This is a genomic window from Neobacillus mesonae, assembly GCF_023715155.1.
In the GTDB taxonomy this organism is placed as follows: domain Bacteria; phylum Bacillota; class Bacilli; order Bacillales; family Cytobacillaceae; genus Neobacillus; species Neobacillus mesonae_A.
The window spans coordinates 1-6216 of the sequence record NZ_JAMBNQ010000076.1 but is presented as its reverse complement, the minus strand read 5'-3'; the positions used below and the strand labels follow the sequence as shown (position 1 = coordinate 6216).

Genomic DNA, 6216 nt, shown 5'->3' with positions numbered 1-6216 from the left:
GACTTCTATCGCAGAATGTTTTTCCTGCGATGGTTAGTCGAACCAATCGGGTATTTACAGGCAGTTTATCCGAAAGGATATTACTGCATGTTAATACGGGAAAAAGTTGAGTTGATTAGCTCATAAATTTTACGTTGGCTCGAATTTATCTATATATAATAGAAGAAACTCGATAGTTTATTGTTTGTTGACGTTTTTGTTTGTTCAGTTTTCAAAGAACAATTTTTGAGACGCTTTATAATATATCATCTCAACTCTTTGCTGTCAAATGATTTTTTTAAACCATTTTTGTTTTTTATCAGCGACATTTATAAATGTTACCAGAGTCACTCGCGATAGTCAACAGTTTTTTCTTTAGTATTTTATGACTATTTCTTAGCGAGATTTATATAGTAATATTTTATCAAGAAAAAGTCAATATAAAATTTATTAATCGAAAATCTATTCTTCAAAAAGTCTTTATAAAGTTTTTCCGTAAAATAGAAGTTGTAAGATTTTAAACAGACTTGTCCCAATAGTGCTCTTTTTATAAGATAATTCTAGTCACTTTTTAAGAAAAATCCCCATAGGACACACCTATGGGGATTTTTCCACACAACAAGCGCCAAATCCAATTTATAAGCCTATAGTCCTAACTTCCGCTATCTTACCAATACCCATGATGATGCCACGGGTGATGATATCCATACCCGCCATAGTATGGATAATGATGATGAAATCCGCCGTAACCACCATATCCGCCATAACCAAATGGACTATAGCCAAATCCCATCATTGGATAACCATATCCGCCGAAAAATGGAGGCATACCCACACCTGCTTTCATTTATTTTTCTATACACCTCAGATTATGTAAGATGCCTAATAAATGAGCATTTCTCAACATAAAATGGGCAGATTTAAAAATCTCCAATTCCACGACAGAGCAGATCTTCCCTCTTCAAGAAAACATCTTCAAAAATGCTTGATAAAGCCGTAGTGTGGGAAAGTGAAATAGCCAGGTACTGCTTTTATCGTATCCATAGCAGCCTCAATACATTGTCTAGTCAGTAGTCATTTTTTGTCATGGAGATAAAAGGAAATGGAAAAAAATCGCATTCCTTGCAGCTCAAATAGATATTATACGCAGCATTATCGGAAAATAGTTAGATAAAAATTGATAAATGAAAAAAATAATAATTGGACTAATTAAGGGAAAGATAAATTCGTGCTTCTAGAAAGGGGGCACTGTGAATGAATAAATTAACATATAAATTGAGGAGGCTGTCAATGGGAATTTTGAGTGGAAATCCTAAGGATGAGCCATTACACTATGGCGAAGTATTTGATCTTTGGGCTTCATTATTAGCAGGCAACGGTATGATTGCTGGTTATCAAACCATGATAAATCATGCAGGTGATGAAGATTTAAAAAAGCTATTATTAGAAGCAATAGATGCCGGTCAGCAGGAAAAGAAACAGGTGGAGGAATTATTAAAAGAGAATGGGATTGGTCTGCCTCCAGCATCACCTGAGCCGCCTGAAGCGTGTTTAGAGGATATACCAATAGGGGCTAGAATTCCTGATCCTGCCATTGCTGCAACTCTTTCCGCTGACATTGCAGCTGGATTAGTATTGTGCAGTCAGGTAATTGGAAAATCAATAAGGGAAGATGTAGCACTAATGTTTGTTCAATTTCATACCCAAAAAGCGACACTCGGTGCAAAAGTACTCCGTTTAAATAAAGAAAAAGGGTGGCTGATTCCTCCTCCATTACATCCTAATAAGCATGGTGATTGTTAGGGTTAAGGTATATTAAATTCAAAAGCTCACCTGCTCATCCTTTAAAAAACAGTAAGAGATGAGCAGGAAACAATTAATTTTAAAAAGAATGGTTTGGTCCTAAATCCCACTATTCACTTTCAAAACGTTGGACTTCTAATCCCTCATTTATGGATGGTTTAGTGCGGCTTCCACATCTTTTCCTTATTTTGTGTCTTACTTAGCTTTCTTGGCGGCATACTGCTTAATTAAGTTTTAGATCATAAGTCCGATTCATTCACACCTTATCAACTAATGAAATAATCCGTCCCAGCCTTTTAAACTTTTTTCTTATATCCAGAATCCTTGAGCTTTTAGTTTCCACCTTTGACAAAGAAATTGAAGAAGCCATCTCGCAAAGCATAAGTTGGCTGTTCACTTCCTTTTCTCCTTCTTTTCTTTTTACATATCGATAATGCCCTGATGAATCTTGTTTGCGTGCTTTCACATTGTCATCAAGCATAACTTTAACCCATTTCAGAACCCTTTCCTTTAAATTACTTTGCAGAATAGGGAACAAAATTTCAACACGGTTTTCCATGTTTCGAGTCATCATATCTGCAGAAGATAAATAGACTTTTTTCTCTCCATTATGATAAAAACAATAGACCCTGGCATGCTCTAAAAATTTTCCTACAATGCTTTGAACTTGAATGTTTTCACTTACATTCTTGATTCCAGGGCGCAGACAGCAAATCCCTCTTATATTCAATTCAATTTTGACTCCTGTACTCGACGCTTCATAAAGCTTAATAATCAGTTTTTTATCGGTCATGGAATTCATTTTAGCCATAATATGGCCATTTCCAAATTGACGATGATAAGCAATTTCTTGATCAATAAGTTCGATGAATTTATCTCTAATATCGAATGGTGAAACAAAGAGTTCATGATACTCCGGTTTTTCCATATAGCCGCTTAAATAGTTAAAAAAGTTAGTAGCATCAATCCCGATATTTTCATTTGTTGTAATAAGCCCCATATCAGTATATATTCTGGCTGTAGCATCATTATAGTTGCCAGTGCCTAGATGGACAAATCGTTCAATTTTTTCGTGGTCTTGACGCACTACAAGCGTAATTTTGCTGTGGATTTTTAAATGGGTCATCCCGTAAATAACATGACAGCCTGCTTTTTCTAATTCTTTTGCCCACTGTACATTATTTTCCTCATCAAATCGTGCTTTTAATTCTACGATGACCGTGACCTGTTTTCCATTTTCCGCAGCACGTTCAAGGCTTCGAATAATAGGAGAATTTCCACTTACTCGGTAAAGAGTCTGTTTAATGGCCAGTACATTAGGATCGTCTGCTGCCTGAGAAATAAACTGAACGACAGGTTCAAAGGATTCGTAGGGATGATAGAACAAAATATCCTGATGCCGAACTGTATCAAAGATATCTTTCTTTCCTATTAAATCCTGTGGAATTTGTGGAATATATTTTTCTTCAGCTAGATGATTATGTGTCTCTTTAATATCGCCGTAGAAGGAAAATAAAAATGTTAAGTCTAGAGGTGCTTTAACAAAATACACGTCTCTCAGCTGAATTTCAAGTTCATCGATTAAATAATTAACGACCTTTTCGTCAAAATCATACCTTTGGACTTCCAGCCGAACGGTTGCACCCCATTTACGTTTTTTCAATTCCTCTTCAATTTCACGAAGTAAATCTTCTTCCTCGCCAACTTCCTGAATCGTTAAATCTGCATTTCGGGTAATTCGGAAGGTTGTGATGGATTGAACATGATACCCATTAAATAATTTATCAATAAATCTAGAAATCACCTGTTCCAAAAGAACAAATCTTCTCTTTCCATCAGCTGCAGGCAGCTCAATGTAGCGTTTAATAACAGAAGGAACTTGAACAATAGCAAGTTTATTTCTAAGGTCTATAGGGTGATCTCCTTCGTCAGGTTCTTTACCTAGCAAAATAGCTAAATTAATGGACTTATTTAACAGCATTGGAAATGGCCTATAGGCATCAATTGCCATAGGTGTTAGGACAGGAAAAATATGCTCATTGAAATGCTTTTCAATATAGCTTGCCTCTGAAAGTGTTAGTTCTGTAATAGGGATCATTTCAATCCCTTCTTTTTCTATAAACGGTTTCAAGGTATTTAGGTAAATATGATCTTGTTTTTCAATTAACTTATGGGCAATTTCCGTAATTTCTTTGATTTGCTTGGCTGGCGTTAAACCAGCCTTATTTTCAGGTTTATTATATCCTGCCTTCATTTGATCTTTTAGACCTGCCACACGGACCATGAAAAATTCGTCTAGATTTGAACTGAAGATAGCCAAAAATTTATATCTCTCAAGCAGGGCATTTTTTTCATCCATAGCTTCTTCCAATACTCTTTCATTAAAATCCAACCAACTTAATTCTCGATTATTATAATAGGAAGGATTGCTTAAATTGACTGTTTGATCTTTTTCTACGACCATAAAGACATCTCCTTAAAAACGCAAACAAACTTTTCAAATATTAATATTATATTAAAATAGTTTGAATTCTTTGTTTAGGAAATGTTAAGATTTTGTAAATTCCGATACCCTCCTCCTATTATTTTTTAAGTGCCTTTTAGTCAGATTCAGCCTTTGGTATTTGGAATTGTGCAGCAATGGGAGTTTTCACCAATTTCTCTAGATGCTTCTTCTGTTTTTCAAAATGATACTGTTCAGATTGAAAATACTCTTTGCAGTGGATTTCCATCAGCCACTGGTCCTCCTTTGATATAATCTTCAAGTCCGTCACAATGTTTCGATGACTGAAATTTAAACTTTGAGATATTTTTAAAATAGCCCCTAATATACATAATTTGAACTGTTCTTCTTTCGTATACCTTTCCTTAAAAGGCTGGATATAATTCTGAAAAGTTCCTTTCCCCTTATATGAGGCAATAAGAGCTAGTTTCACACGATCACGATGTGAGAATCCCAACAGGGTCCGATTGGCCAGCAAGGAAAAAGTAAGACTGCTGGATTCTGCATCTGGGATTCCACCTAAATGAAAAACTTGAGCTCCCCGCCTTAGTAATTCATCATCTTCCTCTGAAAATGAACATTCAATTCCATTTATTTTTTTTACTTGATTAAAGAGGACAGAAGCTATTTTCGTTATTTGATTTGTATCCTGAGAGTTCACGTTGAAGTTTTTAATAAATTCCTGAAGACTTTCATCTGCTAGAGGAATCATCTCGTGAGTTTGATTGACCCATTTTTGATAAAGAATTCCTTCTCTTAAACCCTTTATACTAAGTACGAATTTAGCAGCCTTTGTTAGATCACACAAAACTTCAAATACTTCGAATGCAGGGAGAATGGTATCTGCGCGGTCTTTCGAAAGTCCTTCTGTCTTCTGTAATTCGGGATAGGATAAAGGTAATAATTTTTCCTTTACCTTTCGAAGATCTGAAACTGGCATTTCATATTGATGAATTCCTCCAATCGGATAGCGAGTATAACGTTGATGCAGTTGGACAACATTCCGGGCACTCCCACCCATTGCAATGACTGGAACACCTTTTTCCCTCAGCCATGGGAGTTGAATCATTTGAGATAGAACATAATCATGAATCTGCTCCCATTCTTGCTCTGTCGGGATATTTCCTTTTACAAACTGCAATTTTAATGACAATGCCCCAAATGGAAAACTATGAGAATGAATAAGCTTACGATCACGAAAATAAGTTACTTCTGTACTTCCTCCACCAACATCAATCGTAATTCCTTCTTTTATATTAGTGGAATGAATGACCGATACATATCCGTAATAAGCTTCTTCATACCCACTCAACAAGGAAATAACAATACCAGTTTTGTCTTTGACCATTCGCAGTATATCTTCCTGATTGGCTGCTTGCCTAATGGCGGCTGTTGCTACACATGTGATGTCTCTAATCCCTTCATGATGAATGATTTTCTTAAAATCCTGAAGAGCATCTATTAATATTTGAATCCCTTCTTGATTTAATGAATAATCTTCATCGATATAAGACCTGAGGCGTGCAGGTACTTTAATATTTTCAATTTCATTAAAATTTCTTCCTGATGGGTTCCGTTTAAAGAGAACCAATCGAATGGTATTCGACCCTATATCAATAACGCCTGCTCTATCTGTCAATTGATCTGCCTCTTTTCATTTCTTTTACTTTAATCCTATCGATTCCTTTTCCCTACATCAAGTATTCTTTCATTTCTTAATCCCTTTCTTAATAGAAAGGGAGAAGCCATTTTGCACTTCATCTTTTTAAAATAAGGCTCTTTTCTAAAAGATTGTTGCTTTTTTCTCCCTTTTTAAGATTCGTTCAAAAAATAGAGGTAGAAATTCCCCTTATTTAGGAAATTGGATGTTAATTAGCTGAAATAGACGGAGGAATTTCCCTTATTTGATTTTAAACTGCTAAAATTGGGTG

Annotated in this window: 4 protein-coding genes; 1 reads left to right on the top strand and 3 read right to left on the bottom strand. The window is 35.5% G+C overall.

Features of this window, described 5'->3' with window-relative positions:
- Positions 1–646: 646 nt before the first annotated feature.
- On the bottom strand, positions 647–826 hold the full coding sequence (locus tag M3183_RS26395) for a hypothetical protein (protein ID WP_251474985.1): 180 nt from the start codon (positions 824–826) through the stop codon (positions 647–649).
- 443 nt (positions 827–1269) lie between these two features.
- On the opposite strand from M3183_RS26395, the gene M3183_RS26390 reads away from it, so the two are divergent.
- Positions 1270–1782: a DUF3231 family protein gene (locus M3183_RS26390; protein WP_251474988.1), complete on the top strand. Its 513-nt coding sequence runs from the start codon at positions 1270–1272 to the stop codon at positions 1780–1782.
- A gap of 256 nt (positions 1783–2038) precedes the next feature.
- On the opposite strand, the gene M3183_RS26385 is transcribed toward M3183_RS26390, so the two are convergent.
- Both M3183_RS26385 and M3183_RS26380 read right to left on the bottom strand, forming a co-directional pair.
- Positions 2039–4246: an RNA degradosome polyphosphate kinase gene (locus M3183_RS26385; RefSeq protein ID WP_251474982.1), complete on the bottom strand. Its 2208-nt coding sequence runs from the start codon at positions 4244–4246 to the stop codon at positions 2039–2041.
- Between the two features lie 136 nt (positions 4247–4382).
- Positions 4383–5924 (bottom strand): Ppx/GppA family phosphatase, encoded by a 1542-nt coding sequence (locus M3183_RS26380; RefSeq protein ID WP_251474979.1) that lies wholly within the window; start codon positions 5922–5924, stop codon positions 4383–4385.
- Between the last annotated feature and the right edge of the window lie 292 nt (positions 5925–6216).

Coding starts and splice junctions, on each gene's coding strand:
- M3183_RS26385 (WP_251474982.1), bottom strand. CDS start 4,246: ATGGTCGTAGAAAAAGATCAAACAGTCAATTTAAGCAATCCTTCCTAT.
- M3183_RS26395 (WP_251474985.1), bottom strand. CDS start 826: ATGAAAGCAGGTGTGGGTATGCCTCCATTTTTCGGCGGATATGGTTAT.
- M3183_RS26390 (WP_251474988.1), top strand. CDS start 1,270: ATGGGAATTTTGAGTGGAAATCCTAAGGATGAGCCATTACACTATGGC.